Origin of the sequence: Cystobacter fuscus (genome assembly GCF_002305875.1) — a bacterium.
In the GTDB taxonomy this organism is placed as follows: Bacteria; Myxococcota; Myxococcia; order Myxococcales; family Myxococcaceae; genus Cystobacter; species Cystobacter fuscus_A.
Map to the genome: position 1 here is coordinate 5,087,380 of NZ_CP022098.1, position 14,732 is coordinate 5,102,111.

At 68.8% G+C, this 14,732-nt stretch carries 12 protein-coding genes; 2 read left to right on the top strand and 10 right to left on the bottom strand.

Translation table 11 applies throughout. The features are described 5' to 3' along the window. Positions 1 to 358: 358 nt before the first annotated feature. Both CYFUS_RS20930 and CYFUS_RS20935 read right to left on the bottom strand, forming a co-directional pair. The gene (locus CYFUS_RS20930; protein WP_095986837.1) at positions 359 to 1,552 is read right to left on the bottom strand and encodes an FAD-dependent monooxygenase; all 1,194 of its coding nucleotides are present in this window, start codon (positions 1,550 to 1,552) and stop codon (positions 359 to 361) included. Between the two features lie 50 nt (positions 1,553 to 1,602). Beyond that, positions 1,603 to 2,106 carry a MarR family winged helix-turn-helix transcriptional regulator gene (locus CYFUS_RS20935; RefSeq protein WP_232537685.1) on the bottom strand — a complete coding sequence of 168 codons (504 nt, stop codon included), beginning with the start codon at positions 2,104 to 2,106 and terminating at the stop codon, positions 1,603 to 1,605. A gap of 207 nt (positions 2,107 to 2,313) precedes the next feature. On the opposite strand from CYFUS_RS20935, the gene CYFUS_RS20940 reads away from it, so the two are divergent. Beyond that, positions 2,314 to 3,204 (top strand): HNH endonuclease, encoded by an 891-nt coding sequence (locus tag CYFUS_RS20940; RefSeq protein WP_095986838.1) that lies wholly within the window; start codon positions 2,314 to 2,316, stop codon positions 3,202 to 3,204. Positions 3,205 to 3,235: 31 nt separating this feature from the next. Here the strand turns inward: CYFUS_RS20940 and CYFUS_RS20945 are convergent, their stop codons facing one another. From CYFUS_RS20945 to CYFUS_RS20980, 7 genes are all read right to left on the bottom strand, one after another. Then, the gene (locus CYFUS_RS20945) at positions 3,236 to 3,820 is read right to left on the bottom strand and encodes a HEAT repeat domain-containing protein (RefSeq protein WP_157758550.1); all 585 of its coding nucleotides are present in this window, start codon (positions 3,818 to 3,820) and stop codon (positions 3,236 to 3,238) included. A gap of 46 nt (positions 3,821 to 3,866) precedes the next feature. Beyond that, complete coding sequence (locus tag CYFUS_RS20950) at positions 3,867 to 4,343, bottom strand: hypothetical protein (RefSeq protein WP_198316664.1); 477 nt, start codon at positions 4,341 to 4,343, stop codon at positions 3,867 to 3,869. Positions 4,344 to 5,234: 891 nt separating this feature from the next. Then, positions 5,235 to 5,705, bottom strand: a complete 471-nt coding sequence (locus CYFUS_RS20960) for an NUDIX hydrolase (RefSeq protein WP_095986841.1) — start codon at positions 5,703 to 5,705, stop codon at positions 5,235 to 5,237. Further along, positions 5,702 to 7,129 carry a DUF2380 domain-containing protein gene (locus CYFUS_RS20965; protein WP_332468406.1) on the bottom strand — a complete coding sequence of 476 codons (1,428 nt, stop codon included), beginning with the start codon at positions 7,127 to 7,129 and terminating at the stop codon, positions 5,702 to 5,704. The genes CYFUS_RS20960 and CYFUS_RS20965 overlap by 4 nt, the downstream gene beginning before the upstream one ends. A gap of 206 nt (positions 7,130 to 7,335) precedes the next feature. After that, the gene (locus CYFUS_RS20970) at positions 7,336 to 10,485 is read right to left on the bottom strand and encodes an efflux RND transporter permease subunit (RefSeq protein ID WP_095992143.1); all 3,150 of its coding nucleotides are present in this window, start codon (positions 10,483 to 10,485) and stop codon (positions 7,336 to 7,338) included. A 78-nt stretch (positions 10,486 to 10,563) separates the two neighbouring features. Then, positions 10,564 to 11,739 (bottom strand): efflux RND transporter periplasmic adaptor subunit, encoded by a 1,176-nt coding sequence (locus CYFUS_RS20975; RefSeq protein ID WP_095986843.1) that lies wholly within the window; start codon positions 11,737 to 11,739, stop codon positions 10,564 to 10,566. After that, positions 11,727 to 13,115 (bottom strand): TolC family protein, encoded by a 1,389-nt coding sequence (locus CYFUS_RS20980; protein WP_095986844.1) that lies wholly within the window; start codon positions 13,113 to 13,115, stop codon positions 11,727 to 11,729. The genes CYFUS_RS20975 and CYFUS_RS20980 overlap by 13 nt, the downstream gene beginning before the upstream one ends. 209 nt (positions 13,116 to 13,324) lie before the next feature. Between CYFUS_RS20980 and CYFUS_RS20985 the strand changes: the two genes are divergently transcribed. Next, complete coding sequence (locus CYFUS_RS20985; protein ID WP_232537686.1) at positions 13,325 to 13,681, top strand: MarR family winged helix-turn-helix transcriptional regulator; 357 nt, start codon at positions 13,325 to 13,327, stop codon at positions 13,679 to 13,681. Positions 13,682 to 13,703: 22 nt separating this feature from the next. On the opposite strand, the gene CYFUS_RS20990 is transcribed toward CYFUS_RS20985, so the two are convergent. Continuing rightward, positions 13,704 to 14,672, bottom strand: coding sequence for a D-2-hydroxyacid dehydrogenase (locus tag CYFUS_RS20990; protein WP_095986846.1), 969 nt, complete (start codon positions 14,670 to 14,672; stop codon positions 13,704 to 13,706). Positions 14,673 to 14,732 lie beyond the last annotated feature (60 nt).

The following is a 14,732-nucleotide window of genomic DNA, read 5'->3' on the forward strand; positions in this document are numbered from 1 at the left end:
CGTACATCGTCTCGAGGCCCACGTAGCCCATCAGGAGGAGGGTCATGCCGGCAGCCAAGGCCTTGCTCGTTGGCTCAGGCACGACCCACATCATGCATGACTCGTAGCCGTCACTCGTCGTGAGGTGGGCCCCGGGGGCACCCGTGACGCAGGCGGACTGAAGGAAGAGCAAGAGAAGAAACCAGCCGCCCATCACGGGGCGTGGCCGTGCGCCAGGTGGACGCGGACCGACAGGACGGGTGGACACGACACACCTCCAGTGGCGACGAGGGGGGCGAGTCGTCGCGCTGGAATCAAACGGAGATTCGAGTGTGCCCGTCAAATCCACCGCGGATGCTCGCCGCGGCTGCCCGTGTCCTCAGGACACGCCGTAGTCTGGCAGGGTGATGGCCTCGGCGGGGGGCGTCAGGAGCCGGCCGAGGAGCTGGCGCACTCCGGGCGCGGTGGCGAAGCGCAGCACGGTGTGGCTCAGGGCGATGCCGGTCCGGGTCTTCGGATTGGCGATCCTCGGTGCCATCGAGGGGACATCCTGGGCCCGCGCGACGTAGGGGCGCATCACCCGCTCGTAGGCCGCGAACGCCTCGGCATGGTCCGCATGCCGGGAGAGCTCTCCCGCGAGGACGTAGGCGCCCACCAGCGCCAGGCTCGTCCCCATGCCGCTGATGGGCGAGGCGCAATAGGCGGCATCGCCCACCAGCGCCACCCGCCCTCGCGACCAGCGGGGCATGCGCACCTGGCCAATCGCCTCGAAGTAGAAGTCCGTCGTCCCGGCGAGGCCCGCCAGGGCCCGGGGCACCTGCCACCCGGCATCGGCGAACACCCGCCGGAGCACGTCCTTCTGCTCGTCCTGTCCGAGCCGTTCATAGCCGCGGGGCGGACTGAGGAACGTCATCAAGGCCCGGGTCGTGCCGACGTTGTCCGGCCGCAGGACCAGGCTGCGGCTGCCCGGGGCGTTGTACCAGCGCGCCCAGTTGTCATCCGACGGCTCCCGGGGAATCGTGAAGTAGGCGATGTAGAGGCCCAGCGAGCGGATCCTCGCCTCGTCCCCGAACACGAGCTGCCGCGTCTTCGAGCCGATTCCATCCGCGGCGATGACGAGATCGAACTCGCGCTCGGGGCCGTGGAGGAAGCCCACCCGGACCCGATCGCCGGTCTCGGTGAGGGAGGCCACCCGATCGCCGAAAAGGTACTCGGTGTCCTCCCGTGTGGCGTCGTAGAGGACCTGGGCGAACTCGCCGCGCAGGATCTCCAGCTCGGCTGTCGGTCCCTTGCCGTCCAGCGACTCGGAGCTGATGCGCGCCTTCACCCGCCCCTCCGAGTCCACGAAGGCGAGGCCCGCCTCATGGGTCGTCCGGGCGCGGATCGCCTGCTCGAGGTTCATCCGGCGCACGACCTCCTGCCCCGCGCCGCGCACGTCCACGGACTGACCCCCGGTGCGCAGTTCCGGGGCCCGCTCGACGATGACCGGGCGCAGACCGTGGCGTTTCAACCAGAACGCGAGCGCCGGACCGGCGATGCTGGCTCCGCAGATGAGGACGGTTCGTTCGGCCATGGGGTGGGTTCCTTTTCGTGCCGCGGGTGGGGAATGCGTACGGCGGGCGCTCAGGTGCCGGCGGGGCGCTCGAGCGCGGTGACATAGACGTCGATGATCTGGCCGAGGAACCGCTCGACCACGGCGCGGTCGGCCTCGCTCAGCCCGGCCACGACCGCGTCCAGGCTCTCGAGCATCGGCGTCAATTGCTGGATGACCCGGGCGACGGACGCCTCGACCGGGACGACGAGCACCTTGCGGCGGTCCGTGGCGTCCCGTTCGCGCGAGACGTGTCCGGCCCGCTCCAGTCGATCGACGATGTGCGTGCTGGCCGCGGTCGTCACCTCCAGGCGCGAGGCCAGGTCGCTGGGGGTCAACGGCCCGTTGGAGATCAGATGCTCCATGGCGGAGAGATCCGTCAGGTTGACGCCCAGGTGCTCGCCCAGGCGCTGCTCGATCCTCCGCGTGAGGAGCGAGACGAGCCGCAGGCGATCGCCGATTTCACCTCCCGCGAGCAGCAACCGCTCCAGATCAGCTCCCTCGGGCGGACCCGGGGGCAGACGACCTTTCGCCATGGCATCCTCAAGATTGATTGAATTAGTTAGCTATCAATTAGATTGAATATAATGACCATTAGCCAAGGGGCAAGGGAATCCGAGCAGGGGCGGATTCGTCCCGAGAGCGGGGGAGACCCACCAGGTCCGTTCCCAAGGCCTCCCGGTGTGCATCCCGCCAGGTCGTGGCGCTAACCTGGTGCGCGGACGTGCCCCGGTGAAAGGCTCATGGCGAAGGCGATCTTCACGACCTCGGAGAGTTCCGCGTACGACGACCAGCCCGAGGTCCGTTACCACTTTCCGAAGATGTACCTGCGCCAGGCCGAGGCCGCCGTCGGCGACCTGATCCTCTACTACGAGCCTCGCCGCACCCAGGGGCCCCGGAGCACCACGGGTCGTCAGGCCTACTTCGCCGTGGCCCGGCTCCAGCGCGTGGAGCGGGACGAGGCCAGAGCCGACCACTACTACGCCTACGTCGAGGACTATCTCGAGTTCGATCGCCCGGTGCCCTTCCGGGAAGGAGACCTGTACTACGAGGGCGCCTTGCGCAAGCCGGACGGCAGCACCAACAAGGGCGCCTTCGGCCGCGCGGTCCGCAACCTCGACGAGGCCGAGTTCGAGGCCATCCTGCGCGCGGGCTTCACGCGGGAACTCGAACCCTGGGAGCGGCTTGCCCCGGGGGTCGCGGAGCCCGCCATCACCTACGCGGAGCGGCCGATCCTCACCCAGGTGGTGTCGCGGCCCTTCCGGGACGAGGCCTTCCGCCGCCACGTGCGCGAGGCCTATGACAACACCTGCGCCGTGTCGGGGCTGCGGCTCATCAACGGCGGGGGACGCCCCGAGGTGCAGGCCGCGCACATCCAGCCGGTGGCCCGGCACGGACCGGACTCGGTGCGCAACGGCCTCGCCCTGACCGGCACCGTGCACTGGCTCTTCGATCGCGGGCTCATCTCCTTCAGTGACGACCACCGGCTCCTGGTGGCTCGTGGCGGACTCCCCGAGGGCGTGGGCGGGTTGATCCAACCCCATCGTCCCTTGCGACTACCCCAGCGGCAGGAGTGGTGGCCTCACGCCAGCTACCTGAAATTCCACCGGGAGCACGTCTTCAAGGGTCAGTGAGTACTGGAGCACTCACGGTCACGAGTGGGGTTCACAGCGTCGTGGGGTCGAGGTCCTGACCCTCGAATTTGCCGATGGCCCACAGCGCCTCCTGCCGCAGCGTCCACATGCCCGGGCATCTGGCGGTGTCGGTGGCCGCGATGAGCCGAAGCCTGGGCAGCACCTGGGCTTCCTCCATGCAGGTCAATGCGTAGATGCTCCAGAAGCGCACCTCGGGCGCCGGGTCCTCGAGTCCGCGCTCCAGCGCCTCCACGAGGCGTCGGTAGCGGCGCTGCCAGCGGTACCTGTATCCGGCGTAATGGCAGCCCAGCGCCTCGGCGGCCTGGGCCCGGATGTCGGGAGCCTCGTGCGGGTTGGCGAACACGCGGCGCAGGAGCACGAGGTGCCACGAAGCGAGGTTCGTGAACGAGAACTCATACAGCGCGGCCTGGCGTGGTTCGGGCGCACCCGGCGAGGAGCCCACCTGGGCCAGCAGCCGCAGTCCTTCGCGGGTCCGTGCGAGCGCTTTTGCGGCCTGCTGTGGATTCAGTTTGGGGTCACCGCCCCGGAGGGCTCGTTCGAGCATCGCCAGGCGTGCCGGATGAATCTCGCGTTTTCGCCATCGGTGTCGTGCCATCTTCATGGACTCCCTGGGCCGTTGATGTTTACCGCGTCAACCATGCCTACCGGGCACGTACCTTCTGGAGCACGGAGCGGCGCGGCCAGTGATCGGACCCCTCGCGGTGGTTCTCCGAGAGGCTCCGCTCCCGCTTCCACCGCAGGGGGGCTGCCTCACGCGCCAGGGTGCGTCGCAGCAGGGCCTCGCCCTCGGAGCGCGGCGGTCGACGGGCGAGAAACGCGGGTACTTCGCTCAAGGTTTTCGGCCGGTAGCCGGGCCCATCGCATCCGCATGCGTGGTACGCGTAGCCGTGTTGGAAGAGCACTTCCACCTTGCGCCATTGGCGCGTGTCGCCCTGCTTCGGCGCCTGGAAGTCCCTCCCCATGCACGCCATGGGCTCGCCACACTGGGGGCACGTCACCTCGTCAGGTGTACCCGAGGGTGGGGGCCGATGCGCGTCCCGAGGCCACTTGAAGCTCTTGTGGCATGAGAAGCAGGCGTAGTGCTGCTTGTAGGGTCCGTACATCCCGTATCGGCACATGGCGCGCTCCTCCTGGTGGCATTCTGAACGCGCGCCCCGGACGTTTCGGACTCCGCCTGCCTGACAAGACCCGGGGGGCTCGGAGGATGCACGGGCCAACCACCGAGGGTCACGGAGCGCGTCTCCGCCGGGGAGTTGTCGCTCTTGGGGGGTGAGCCACCTGAGGGTCATCAAGCCCCGCCAGTTGCCGGGCTCGCGCGAGAACACCCTCGATCTGCTCCCGTAGCTCGGGGGGTATTTTCCGAGAACGTGTTCGCCGCTCGATGCTGGCGAGAAGTTCCGCGGTCTTGCGTTTTCCCGCCAAGGAGTCCTTGCTGGCCCGCGCCGACCAACCGCAGACCAGCAGGCGGCAGTCCATCGAGGAATAACCGAGTTTCTCCATCCGCCGGAGGTACGGCGAGAACCCTCTCCATGGTCCCGAGCAGGTGATCATGAGCAAGTCCTCGGTGATTCGCCTCCGCATCTCCAATGTCTCGGAGGCAGTCTGTGCTTCGGCGATGATCCGCTTCTCGAGCTGCTTGTAGGCCCGGACTTTCTCCACGATGGGAGCGTCGCCTAGAGCGCGAAAGAGGTTTCCACGTTCCTGTCCCCAGCGAAGGAATCGCTCCTGGGTTTCTCGCGTCAGAAGCCGGGGCATGGCAGGCGTGCTCCGTTCCATGTTGGCCGCTCGAAGATGAGGGAGATTCATGGAGAAGTCGCCACCAAGGGCCCGTGCTGGCCTCCAAAAACAAACCGCGCCCCCTCCGTGAGGAGAGGACGCGGCGGGGAAACTCCAACCGTCGGCCGTGCTTCAGGGCGACGGAGCGGGGAGGGCGGGCTCCCCGTGGTGCGGCTGGGGCTCGGGCTTCGTCTCCCCCCGCAGCCGCTGCATCAACACATACGAGCTCGAGGCTAGACTTCCTCGTCGGGCAGGAGCGTGCACAGTAGCTCGTCGTCGGGTCCGAGCGGGCGCCAGCCGGGGGGCGGTGGCGTGGCGAGGAGCGCTGCGCTGATCTGCCTTGCTCTGTCCTGGTGCGTATCCGGGGTGTAGGCAATCCACGAACTGAGCGCCTTGGCGACTGCGAAACGGTTGGCGTCATCCAGTACGGCCGGCCAGCCGTTGGGGAGACCTTCGGACAGCTCGCGCACCAACTGTCCGCGCGCCAACCGCGTGAGCCGATGGCTCCGTTCCGCCTCGGCCACCAGTCCGCTGAACACCTGCACGGCATTGATGTCATCCTCGCCGAGTTCCTGGGCCAGTGCCACCAACGATGCGCTGGGACGGGCGTCGGCGAAGGCGGTGAGGGAGTCGTAACCCCGCTCGCGGATTCGCTTATACAAGCGGACCTTCCAGTTGCCCTGCCAGGATCGTCCGTTGGTCATCGGCCCCTCCAGGGGGTGAAGTTCATCGGAAGATCGTAGCGCTTCATGTGAAACGCGACTCTTTCCAGGATCTCGCTTCGCGTCAACATCCGTCCGGCCAACATCTCGGCGTCGCGCAACTCGCTCATGATCATCCGATTCCATTCACCGGGCCACATGCGACCCAGGCGCCAGTTGCCACCGCCGTGTATTGCCTGATGGCTTGCCTGCTCCAGCTTGACGCAGAACTGGTCGATGCTCATTTCACCGGTGAAGCCGCGCTTCTCGAACCATTCGCGCTGCTCTCGCGGCAGGACGTGGTGCTCCGGTGGCTCGGCCATGCCGGCTCCCGCTCTGTCCGTCACTCGCATGCCTTGCACTTCGGGCCCATCGCCGAGTGCGTCGCGCACGCCCTTGGGCAGCTCGCCGTGAGACTGCGCCAGCATCACCTGGCCGGCTTGTATCCGCACGGCCGCGCTGACGGCGGGAAGTGAAATGACGCCCGCGCGCACTAACTGGCGCATCATCTCCACCCACTCGGCGGACACGACCAGGCGCGTGCTCATCATCACGCCGTTGCCGCCCACCGAAAGGCCCATGTCGAGCAGCGCGGGAGCGGACGGAGGCACCGACGGCAGCGAGAACTTCAACGCCGAGAGCAGGGTGAGCGCTTCGATGGCCTCCTTGAGCACCATCATTTTCGCGACGTTCTCTGCCCCCTCGCGCATGGTCTCGAGGGTCGCGGTGAACTCGCCCGTGAGATGGCCTACCAGCGCGGGGACATCTTGCGCCGCGGCCTCCACTTGCCCGGGCTCCTGGGATGAGAGCGCCGTCATGGCGGGCTCGAGCATCTCCTGCCAACGCCACATGTCCGCGAACATCCTCTCCACGCTGTAGAGGTGTTGGGTGAGCGCGGTGTTGCTGAGGTGGATGAAGTCGAGCCAGACGGCGAGCAGGAGCGAGCCCATCATGGCGGCCTCGAGCCGTGGGCCAGCGAGGCGCAACAGGGCGAGCTGCATGTTCGGGTCATCCACCTGCGAGGCGGCGTTGGCGAGCCTCGTGGCGGCGGCGAGCTGGGCGTCAATCCACCGCAGCTGCTCGGCACCGTAATTGACATAGCGGACGAAGACGCCATTTCCGCCACCAATGTTTCGTTCATGGGCCTTGAGTTTGGAGAATTCGCCGGAGATGCGGTGGGTGGAGCCCGACACGTCGAGAAGGGCATGGCGAAAGGCCAGCTGGGCCGCGAGGGTTTCCTGCCGTGCGTCCCGCTCCGCGCTGTTGGGGCCCATCGCCGTTACCTCATCCCGGGAGGCGCGGCGTCGGTGCAGCCGCTCCGGTGCGTCGGACTCAGTTGTTGCGGCGAGGGCGTGCGGAACCTCGACGCCCGGCCCCTCGGCCAATGAGGACGCGGCGGCCTCGCGCGGCGTGTAGCGCAGGTTCATCCCCCGGCCGGGTGGTGACGTTAGCGGTATGCAGCCGGTGGACAGTAGGGCCAGGGCGAGTGGTAGGCCCACCCACCGGGTTCTGGGCGAGTCAGCGCGCATTCCCGAACATCATCACGAAGGGCCCGTGCTGGCCTCCAAAAACAAACCGCGTCCCCTCCATGAGGAGAGGACGCGGCGGGGAAACTCCAACCGTCGGCCGTGCTTCAGGGCGACGGCGCAGGGAGGGCGGGCTCCCCGTGGTGCGGCTGGGACTCGGGCTTCGTCTCCCCCCGCAGCCGCTGCATCAACACATACAGGCCGGGGATGAAGAGGAAGTTGACCACCGTGGACACCAGCATTCCGCCGAACACCGCCGTGCCCAGCGAGTTGCGCGAGGCGGCGCCCGCGCCCGTGGCCGTCATCAGCGGCACCACGCCCAACAGGAACGCGATGGACGTCATCAGGATGGGCCGCAAGCGCACCGCCGCCGCCTCTACCACCGCCTCCGCCGCGCTCTTGCCACTCGCACGCAGCTGCTCGGCGAACTCCACGATGAGGATGGCGTTCTTGCTCGCCAGACCCACCAGCATCACCAGTCCCACCTGGCAGAACACGTCGTTGGCGTAGCCCCGCGACAGCTGCAACCCGATGGCGCCCATGATCGCCAGTGGCACCGACAGGATGATGACGAAGGGCAGGGTGAAGCTCTCGTACTGCGCCGCGAGCACCAGGAACACGAACAGGATGCCCAGGCCGAAGATGATGGCCGTCTGGCCTCCACTCTCCTTCTGCTCGAGGCTGATGCCCGTCCACTCCGCGCTCATGCCCTGCGGCAGCCGCTCCAGGGCCAGCCCCTCCATCGCCTCGAGCGCCTGGCCAGAGGAGACGCCCGGCGCGCCCTGGCCGTTGATCTCCGCCGAGCGGAACAGGTTGTAGTGCCGGATGACCTGCGCGGACACCGTGGGCTCCACCTTCACCAGCGACTCCAGGGGAATCATCGCGCCGCTGTCACTGCGCACGTAGAACGAGCCGATGTCCTCGGGCGTGTCGCGGAACTGCTGCTCGGCCTGCATGTACACGCGGTAGGTGCGGTTGGCGTAGTTGAAGTCGTTGACGTACTGGCTGCCCATGTAGATCTGCATCGTGCTGAAGATCTGCTCCACGGGCACGCCGAGCGCCTTGGCCTTCTGCCGGTCCACCTCCACGTCGAGCAGCGGCGTGTCGGCGTTGAAGGAGCTGAAGACGCCGCGCAGCCGGCCTTCCTCGTTGCCACTCATCACGAGCTCCTGCGTGGCCGCCGCGATATCGTCCAGCGTGCGCGTGCCCGCGTTGTCCTGGACGATGTACTGGAAGCCGCCCACGCTGCCCACGCCGCGGATGGCCGGAGGCTGGAAGGGCAGCACACGCGCCCCGCCGATGCGGCTGAACGGCCCGCGCAGCCGCTCGACGATGGCCGCCACGGACTGCTCCTTGCCCAGCCGATCCTCCCACGGCTTGAGCAGGGTGAAGACGGTGGCGTAGTTGGAGCCGTTGCCCTGCATGGAGAAGCCACCGATGGCGAACATGGTGATCACCTCGGGCTGATCCTTGAGCACCTTCTCCACGTCCATGAGCACCTTCTCCGTCTGGGCGAGCGACATGCCCTCGGGGCCCTGGATGGAGACGATGAGATAGCCCTGGTCCTCGTCCGGGATGAAGCCGGTGGGCGCCGAGCGGAAGAGCAGCCCCGTGGCCGCGATGCACAGGAGGAAGGCGACGAGGATGAGCAGGGGGTAGCGCAGCACGGCGTGCAGGCCGCGGCTGTACGTGTCACGCGTCCAGTCGAGCGCCTTGTCCACCATGCGGAAGAAGATCCACTTCTCTCCGTGGTGGTGGCGCAGCAGGCGCGCGCTCAGGGCGGGCGTCAGGGTGAGGGCGCAGAAGGTGGACAGCGCCACGGACGCGGCGATGGTGAGCGCGAACTGACGGTAGATGGCGCCCGTGGTGCCCGGGAACAAGGCCACCGGGACGAACACCGCCACCAGCACGATGGAGATGGCCACCACCGCGCCCGCCACTTCCTTCATGCCCTCGCGCGCCGCCTCGAAGGGCGACAGGCCCCGCTCGGCCATGAGCCGCTCGATGTTCTCGATCACCACGATGGCGTCGTCCACCACGAGACCCGTGGCCAGCGTCAGGCCGAACAGGGTGAGCGTGTTGATGGAGAAGCCCATCAGGTAGACGAAGGCGAAGGTGCCCACCAGCGACACCGGCAGGGTGATGGCGGTGATGAGCACGCTGCGCCAGCCGTGCAGGAACAGGAAGATGACGAGGATGACGAGCCCGATGGCCTCGATGAGCGTGTGGATCACCTCGTTGATGGAGGCGCGCACCGCGAGCGTGGTGTCCGTGCCCGTCTTGAACTCGAGCCCCGGGGGGAACTGCTTGCTCAGCCGCTCCAGCTCCCGGTACACGCCGTCGCGCACGTCGAGCGCGTTGGCGGTGGGCAACTGGAAGATGGCCAGGCCCACGCCCGGCTTGCTGTTGAAGCGCAACAGCGTGCCGTAGTTCTCCGCGCCCATCTCCACGCGGCCGAGATCCTTCACCCGCACGAGCTTGCCGTCCGCGCTGCGCTGGACGACGACCTCACCGAACTCCTCGGGCTCCACGAGCCGGCCATGGGCGCGCACGGCCATCTGATAGGGCTGCTCGGTGGTGGAGGGGGGCTGGCCCACCTGGCCCGCGGCCACCTGGAGGTTCTGCTCCTGGAGGGCGCGCGTCACGTCCTGCGGCGTGAGGCCGCGGCTGGCGAGCTTGGTGGGATCCAACCACAGGCGCATGGAGAACTTGCGCTCGCCGAAGATACGCACCTCGCCCACGCCCCGCACCCGCTTGATGGCGTCCTTGAGGTTCACGTCCGCGTAGTTGCTCATGAACTTCGCGTCGTAGCGGTTGTCGGGGCTGGACAGGCCCACCGTCAGGAGCATCTGGCTGGAGGCCTTGTTCACGACGATGCCCGTCTGGTTCACCAGCGAGGGCAGACGCGCGGAGGCGCGGCTCACGCGGTTCTGCACGTCGACGGCCGCCACCTCGATGTTGCGCGTGGGCTCGAAGGTGACGGTGATGACGCTGGTGCCGTCATTGCTGCTCGTGGAGGACATGTAGCGCATGCCCTCCACGCCGTTGATCTCCTGCTCGAGCGGAATGGTGACGGCGCTCTCCACCACCTCGGCGCTCGCGCCCACGTAGGTGCTCGTGACGGTCACCTGGGGCGGTGCCAGGTCCGGGTACTGGGAGATGGGCAGGGTGGGAATGGCGACCGCCCCCGCCAGCGTCAGCAGGATGGAACAGACGGCGGCGAAGACGGGTCTGCGGATGAAGAAGTCGACGAACACGGCGGTGAGGCCCTCATTCTCTCGGCGCAAGCCGGGCGCGGCGTCCCTGGGGGGCGCGCCCGGCTTCCACGGGTGTGACTAGCGGCTGCCCCCAGCGGCACCACCGCCGCCGTTGGCTTGCTTCTCGGCCTGGGCGGGCGGCGCCGCGGGCGCCGGCTCCTTGACCTTCACCGGGGAGCCGTCGCGCAGCGCCTGCAGCGAGCTGACGGCCACACGATCTCCCGGCTTGAGGCCTTCCTCCACGACATAGGCCATGGCGCCGAGCGCGCCGAGCTGGATGGGCCGGCGGTTGACCACCGTCTGCCCCTCCTTCTCCGACACCACGAGCGCGAAGGGCTGGCCGCTCTGGCGCAGCACGGCGAGCGCGGGCAGCTGCAGCGCGCTGCGCGTGGAGTAGATGACACGCGCGCGCACCAGCTCGCTCGGGCGCAGGCCCACGGTGTTGCGGAAGGCGGCCTTCACCTCCACCAGCTGCGTGCGCGGGTCCGCCTGGGGCGCCACGAAGAAGAGGGGGCTGGAGATGAGCACCTGCCCGTTGGAGTCGAGCACCTCGAGCGGCGTCTCGGGCCGCAGCGAGCGCGCGCGCTCGGAGGGGATCGCCACGCTCACCTCCAGCACGTCCGCCTGGGCCACGCTGGTGAGCGGGGTGGTGGTGCCCACGAAGTCACCCAGGCGCACGAGCACGTCGCCCACCGTGCCGGCGAAGGGCGCGCGCACGGTGTTGTACTGCAGCTGCACCGCGCGCTGCGCCTCCTGGGCCGCCGCGGCGCGCGTGCTGGCCTCCAGCGCGTCCACCTGCGCCCGCGCCTGCTCCAGCTCCTGGGCGCTGGCGAGGCCCTCCTTGTAGAGCGACTCGATGCGGGCGCGCGTGCGGCGGGCCTGCTCGAGGTTCACCTCCGTGGAGGCGCGCTGGGCCCGGGCGCTGTCGAGCGCGGCCGTCGCCTCGCGCGAGTCCACGTCCAGCAGCGCGTCTCCCTGCTCCACCTTCTGGCCGGGACGCACGTGGATCTTGCGCACGTAGCCGGGCACCTGCGACAGCACGTTGACGCTCTGCCGCGACAGGAGCGTGCCCAGGTACTCCCCGGTGTCACGCACCTCGCCCGGTGCCAGCCTCACCACCTCCACCTCGCGCGGCGGCGGAGGCGGCTTGGCGGGTGGCTTGCCACCACATCCCACGGTCCCCGCCAACATCGCGGCTCCCCAGACTCCCATCATCATCGCCTTCAGGGGGCGTCCCTTCTTCACCAGTCGCACCGGGCCTCCGTCAAGAATGCGTCCAGGCGCGCCTGGACGAGCTCGAACTCACGCAGAGCCAGCGACAGCTCCGCCTGCCGCAACGCCGCTCCGCTCTGCACCAATTCCAAACTGCTCCCGCGGCCCACCTCGTAGGCGCGGCGGGTGAGTTGATCCGTCTTCGCGGCCAGCTCCCGCGACGCGGCCGAGGTCTTCACCAACGACTCCGAGACACCCACGTTGCGCTTGGCCCGCGCCACCTCCACCTCCACGGTGCGCCGCGTGTTCTCCAGCGTCTCGGCCGACTGCTGCTCCACGCTCCGACGCTCGCGCACGAGCCCACCCCGCAGGCCGCCCTCCCAGATGGGCACGGACAGCACGGCGACGAGGCTCCAGGTGGTCAGCGTCGCCGGTGCCGGGTCGGATGTCGTGTAGCCGTTGAGGTTGCTGTTGAGCGCCAGGGTGGGGAGGTAGCCCGCGGTTGCCTGCTGCCTGCTGTCCCGGGCCGAGTGCAGCTGGGCGCGCGCCGCCTCCACGTCCGAGCGCTTGTCCGCGCTCTCCAGGGCGACGCACTCACTGACCGCCTGCTCGATCAGTCCCTGGAGCTGGAAGGTGGGCTCCACACCCACCTCCTGGGGCAGGCCGAGCGCGAGGCCGAGCGCCTCGCGGGTGCGGCGCAGTTGCTCGTCTCCGGAGATGAGGGCCTGCCGGGCGATCTCCACGTCCTGCTGCACGCGCACCACGTCGAGCTGCGTGCCCACGCCGAGCTGGAAGGAGCGCTCGGTGAGCGCCGCCCGCTCGAGGGCCCTCAGCAGGCCGACCCGATTGAGCTCGGCCGAGCGCTCGGCGGCCACCGTGGCCACGAGCGCGCGGGCGAGCCCCAGGGTGAGGCGCCGCTGCACGTCCTTCAGGCTCTCCCGGGCGCTCTTCTCGGCGGCCTCGGCGGAGTGCAGCCCGCGCCAGGCGCTCACGTCCACCAGGGACTGGGTGAGAGACGCCGTGGCGCTCGCCAGCGGCACCGTGGGGATGGGCTGACCCCCCTGGGGGATGACGGGCGCGCCGGTGAGGCCCACGGCGACGCCCGGGTGGAGCAGGTCCGTCGAGACGCCCGCGCTCAGGCGCGCATTGGGCAGGAGCAGCGACAGCGACTGACGCCAGCGGCCCTCGGCGCGCTGCACGTTGGCCTCGGCGGTCCTCAGGTCCGTGGAGCGCTCGCGCACCAGCGCCAGGGCCTCCTGCCACGTCGACACCCTCCGGTCGGCGGGCTCCACCGGAGCCAGCATCGGGTCATTCACCTGGGGTTGGAACGGCGGGGGCGCGGCCGTCGGCTCCTGCGCCGCCGCCAGGGGCGGGGCCGCGGTGAGCGCGAGGACGAGAAGGGCGAGACGGGAGGTCATACAGGGGAGGACACCCGGAAAGATGTGGACGCGGTGCGTGCGGCCCGGGTGTGACTCCCGGAAGAACCGGCGCGTTGCGGCGGTTGACAACTATTGTCCACCACAAGCATTGTCTACGTCAAATGAGTCTCTGCGAGCAACTTGCTTCTGTGCGCCGGGGTACGCACCGGCTGTTGGTCCGCCGATTGGGTTCGCGGACGCGTCGGTCGTTGCACCAACTGGTGGCCCTGAAGGTCATCGCCCTGCGGGGTGTGCACACCCAGGCGCAGCTGGCGGAGCAACTGCTCATCGACGCTCCCGCCGCGAGCCGGCTGGTGGATCGACTCCAGGAGGACGGGCTGGTGACGCGCGAGGCGGGCTCGGATCGCCGCTGTGTGCGGCTCCAGGTGACCAACGCGTGCTGGCCGGAGGTGGAGGTGTTGGAGGACGAGGTGCAGCGCGTGGACGAGGAGGTGGCGAAGCACCTGTCGCCCGAGGAGATGAGCGAGCTGAAGCGCCTGCTGGACAAGGTGCAGGTGGCGCTCGGGACGAACACGGTCGTCGCCGAGAAGCAGCTGGCGGAGTGAGCGGCGGACGAGGTGTCGCCCGTCAGTAGCCCGCCACCTTGTCGACGATGTTCAGCAGCGGCTCTCCCTTCTCGAAGCGCTCGAGGTTCTTCAGGAAGAGCGCCACGGCGTCCTCGCGCCAGGTGGGCGTTTGATCGGCGCAGTGCGGTGAGAGCAGCACGTTGTCGAGCCGCCAGAAGGCATGTCCCGGTGGCAGCGGCTCGGTCTCGAAGACATCCAGCGCGGCTCCGCGCAGGCGTCCTTCTTCCAGGGCCTTCACCAGCGCCTGTTCGTCCACGGTGCCGCCGCGGCCGATGTTGATGAGCACGGCACCCGGCTTCATGGCGCCGAGCTCCGACTCACCCATCAGCCGATTCGTTCCGGACGTGTGGGGCAGGGCGAGCAGCAGGTAGTCCGAGGCGGCGATCATCTCGTGCCTGCGCTCGAGGGGAAACAGCTCGTCCACGAGCGTGTCCCCCGCGCTGCGCGACGGCTGGCGCCGACAGGCCAGGATGCGCATACCGAAGGGCCTGGCCCGTTCCGCCACCGCGCGGCCGATGTCCCCATACCCGAGGATGCCCAGGGTCTTTCCGCGCAGCTCCACGGGTGAGAACTGTTCCCAGCGCGCCTCGTGCTGCTGGCGCACCAGGCGGCGCAGATCCTTGGCGAAGAACAACATCGCGGCCAGGGCGAACTCGCCGAGCGAACCGCTGTAGACGCCCTTGGAGTTGGTGAGGGGGAGGGGACTCTGGATGAGCTCCTCGAAGAGGAGGTTCTCCACCCCGGCGGAGAGCGCGTGGATCCACCGCAGGGAGCGGGCCCGTGGCAGCAGCGCGCGCAGCACTTCCTTCTTCTGCGCGCCCAGCAGCAACACCTGGGCCTGCTCGATGGCCGGGGCCAGCTGCTCCTCGGAGAGGCCGATGGTGAGGCGCAGGCCCGGCGCCAGCCGCCGCAGAGAGGACACGGCGGAGGACGAGGGCTCCGCGAGGACCAGCAGGTGTTCGACGTTCATGGGGTCGCCGACCCTATCAGTCCCATGCCGACTCGCCTGGGTTCCCGTGGACCTGCCTTC

Coding starts and splice junctions, on each gene's coding strand:
- CYFUS_RS20930 (WP_095986837.1), bottom strand. CDS start 1,552: ATGGCCGAACGAACCGTCCTCATCTGCGGAGCCAGCATCGCCGGTCCG.
- CYFUS_RS20935 (WP_232537685.1), bottom strand. CDS start 2,106: ATGGCGAAAGGTCGTCTGCCCCCGGGTCCGCCCGAGGGAGCTGATCTG.
- CYFUS_RS20940 (WP_095986838.1), top strand. CDS start 2,314: ATGGCGAAGGCGATCTTCACGACCTCGGAGAGTTCCGCGTACGACGAC.
- CYFUS_RS20945 (WP_157758550.1), bottom strand. CDS start 3,820: ATGGCACGACACCGATGGCGAAAACGCGAGATTCATCCGGCACGCCTG.
- CYFUS_RS20950 (WP_198316664.1), bottom strand. CDS start 4,343: ATGTGCCGATACGGGATGTACGGACCCTACAAGCAGCACTACGCCTGC.
- CYFUS_RS20960 (WP_095986841.1), bottom strand. CDS start 5,705: ATGACCAACGGACGATCCTGGCAGGGCAACTGGAAGGTCCGCTTGTAT.
- CYFUS_RS20965 (WP_332468406.1), bottom strand. CDS start 7,129: ATGAACCTGCGCTACACGCCGCGCGAGGCCGCCGCGTCCTCATTGGCC.
- CYFUS_RS20980 (WP_095986844.1), bottom strand. CDS start 13,115: ATGACCTCCCGTCTCGCCCTTCTCGTCCTCGCGCTCACCGCGGCCCCG.
- CYFUS_RS20990 (WP_095986846.1), bottom strand. CDS start 14,672: ATGAACGTCGAACACCTGCTGGTCCTCGCGGAGCCCTCGTCCTCCGCC.